Origin of the sequence: Sphaerisporangium sp. TRM90804 (assembly GCF_029846175.1) — a bacterium.
Lineage (GTDB): Bacteria > Actinomycetota > Actinomycetes > Streptosporangiales > Streptosporangiaceae > Sphaerisporangium.
Genome location: NZ_JARWAC010000052.1, coordinates 1 through 3,410, shown reverse-complemented (window position 1 = coordinate 3,410; position 3,410 = coordinate 1). Strand labels below are relative to the sequence as shown.

Sequence of the window (3,410 nt, the reverse complement as noted above, 5' to 3'; positions counted from 1 at the left end):
CAAAATTTTGTCCGGCGGTGTCCTACTCTCCCACACCGTCCCCGGTGCAGTACCATCGGCGCTGGAAAGCTTAACTTCCGGGTTCGGAATGTAACCGGGTGTTTCCCTTCCGCTATGACCGCCGTAACCCCTCGAAACACACAACCCGCACCCACCCGATCCATAAAGGCCCCGGGGTGGGGGTTTGTTGTCTCTGAGTTACACAGTGGACGCGAGCATTAATGCTTTGTGGTCAAGTCCTCGGCCTATTAGTACCGGTCAGCTCCACACCTTACGATGCTTCCACCTCCGGCCTATCAACCCAGTAGTCTCCTGGGAGCCTTACCCCCTCAACAGGGTGGGAGACCTCATCTCAAGGCAAGCTTCCCGCTTAGATGCTTTCAGCGGTTATCCCTCCCGAACGTAGCCAACCAGCCGTGCTCTTGGCAGAACAACTGGCACACCAGAGGTTCGTCCGTCCCGGTCCTCTCGTACTAGGGACAGCCCCTTTCAAGTCTCCTGCGCGCGCAGCGGATAGGGACCGAACTGTCTCGCGACGTTCTAAACCCAGCTCGCGTACCGCTTTAATGGGCGAACAGCCCAACCCTTGGGACCTACTCCAGCCCCAGGATGCGACGAGCCGACATCGAGGTGCCAAACCATCCCGTCGATATGGACTCTTGGGGAAGATCAGCCTGTTATCCCCGGGGTACCTTTTAGCCGTTGAGCGACACCGCTTCCACACGCCGATGCCGGATCACTAGTCCCAGCTTTCGCTCCTGCTCGACCCGTCGGTCTCACAGTCAAGCCCCCTTGTGCACTTACACTCGACACCTGATTGCCAACCAGGCTGAGGGAACCTTTGGGCGCCTCCGTTACTCTTTAGGAGGCAACCGCCCCAGTTAAACTACCCACCAGACACTGTCCCCCACCCGGATACACGGGCGCGGGTTAGACATCCAAAACGACCAGAGTGGTATTTCACCGTTGACTCCACGACCACTAGCGTGACCGCTTCACCGTCTCCCACCTATCCTACACAAGCCGTCCCAAACACCAATGTCAAGCTGTAGTGAAGGTCCCGGGGTCTTTCCGTCCTGCTGCGCGTAACGAGCATCTTTACTCGTAGTGCAATTTCGCCGGGTCTGTGGTTGAGACAGCGGGGAAGTCGTTACGCCATTCGTGCAGGTCGGAACTTACCCGACAAGGAATTTCGCTACCTTAGGATGGTTATAGTTACCACCGCCGTTTACCGGCGCTTAAGTTCTCACCTTCGCCCAACCCGAAGATCAAGCTAAGCGGTCCCCTTAACGTTCCGGCACCGGGCAGGCGTCAGTCCGTATACATCGTCTTACGACTTCGCACGGACCTGTGTTTTTAGTAAACAGTCGCTTCCCCCTGGCCTCTGCGACCCCCACCAGCTCAAGCCGTAAAGACCATCACCAGTAGAGGCCCCCCTTCTCCCGAAGTTACGGGGGCAATTTGCCGAGTTCCTTAACCACAGTTCACCCGATCGCCTTGGTATTCTCTACCTGACCACCTGAGTCGGTTTCGGGTACGGGCCGCCGACGCACATCGCTAGAGGCTTTTCTCGGCAGCATGGGATCACCCACTTCACCACAATCGGCTCGGCATCACATCTCAGGATATGTGAGACGCGGATTTACCTACGCCTCTCCCTACATGCTTACCCCAGGAACAACCATCGCCTGGGATGGGCTACCCTCCTGCGTCACCCCATCGCTTACCTACTACCAGATCAGGCCAGGCGTTCACCCTGACTCCCAGCCCGAAGGCCGAAACGGGTTAAGGACCCTTAGTATCACTGGATTCGATATGGGCGCGCGTCCGCGGGTACGGGAATATCAACCCGTCATCCATCGACTACGCCTGTCGGCCTCGCCTTAGGCCCCGACTTACCCTGGGCGGATAAACCTAGCCCAGGAACCCTTGGTCATCCGGCGCGAGGGTTTCTCACCCTCGATTCGCTACTCATGCCTGCATTCTCACTCGCACAGCCTCCACGATTGAGTCACCTCACCGCTTCACCGGCTGCACGACGCTCCCCTACCCACCAAAACCAAGCAAGCTCGGCTTCAGTGCCGCGACTTCGGCGGTGTGCTTGAGCCCCGCTACATTGTCGGCGCAGAATCACTTGACCAGTGAGCTATTACGCACTCTTTCAAGGGTGGCTGCTTCTAAGCCAACCTCCTGGTTGTCTCTGCGACTCCACATCCTTTCCCACTTAGCACACGCTTAGGGGCCTTAGTCGGCGATCTGGGCTGTTTCCCTCTCGACTACGAAGCTTATCCCCCGCAGTCTCACTGCCACGCTCTCACTTACCGGCATTCGGAGTTTGGCTGACGTCAGTAACCCGGTAAGGCCCATCAGCCATCCAGTGCTCTACCTCCGGCAAGAAACACGTGACGCTGCACCTAAATGCATTTCGGGGAGAACCAGCTATCACGGAGTTTGATTGGCCTTTCACCCCTACACACAGATCATCCCCCAGGTTTTCAACCCTGGTGGGTTCGGTCCTCCACCCAGTCTTACCTGAGCTTCAACCTGCCCATGCGTAGATCACTCCGCTTCGGGTCCACAGCATGCGACTACAGAGCGCCCTATTCAGACTCGCTTTCGCTACGGCTCCCCCACCCGGGTTAACCTCGCCACACACCATGACTCGCAGGCTCATTCTTCAAAAGGCACGCAGTCACATCACAAACAAGAGCAAGCCCTCGTTTACGCTCCTACGGCTTGTAGGCACACGGTTTCAGGTACTATTTCACGACCCCTCACCGGGGCGCTTTTCACCTTTCCCTCACGGTACTGGTCCACTATCGGTCATCAGGAAGTATTTAGGCTTACCAGGTGGTCCTGGCAGATTCACACAGGATTTCTCGAGCCCCGTGCTACTTGGGAACCCAACCCAGGAAGTCCATACGATTTCGCCTACCCGGCTCTCACGGTCTACGGCGCCCCATCCCAAAGGCTTCGACTATCGAACGGATTTATAACTCCCCGAGAACACGGCAGCATTCTCCAACTGGGCCCCACAACCCCACACACGCAACACCTGCCGGCTATCACACGCGCATGGTTTAGCCTCCTCCGCTTTCGCTCACCACTACTCACGGAATCACTATTGTTTTCTTCTCCTACGGGTACTGAGATGTTTCACTTCCCCGCGTTACCACCAACCGCCCTATACATTCAGACGGCGGCGACACCACATGACTGGTGCCAGGTTTCCCCATTCGGACATCCCCGGATCAACGTCTGGTTGGCGACTCCCCGAGGCTTAACGCAGCCTCCCACGTCCTTCATCGGCTCCTGATGCCAAGGCATCCACCGTGTGCCCTAAAAAACTTGGCCACAAAGATGCTCGCGTCCACTATGCAATTCACAAACAACAAACAGACACCAACCCC

At 57.1% G+C, this 3,410-nt stretch carries 2 rRNA genes; both read right to left on the bottom strand.

Features of this window, described 5'->3' with window-relative positions:
• Nucleotides 1-9 precede the first annotated feature (9 nt).
• Nucleotides 10-126, bottom strand: a 5S ribosomal RNA gene (gene rrf / locus PYR91_RS36155).
• A 102-nt stretch (nt 127-228) separates the two neighbouring features.
• Nucleotides 229-3,354: ribosomal RNA gene (locus tag PYR91_RS36150) — 23S ribosomal RNA — on the bottom strand.
• Between the last annotated feature and the right edge of the window lie 56 nt (nt 3,355-3,410).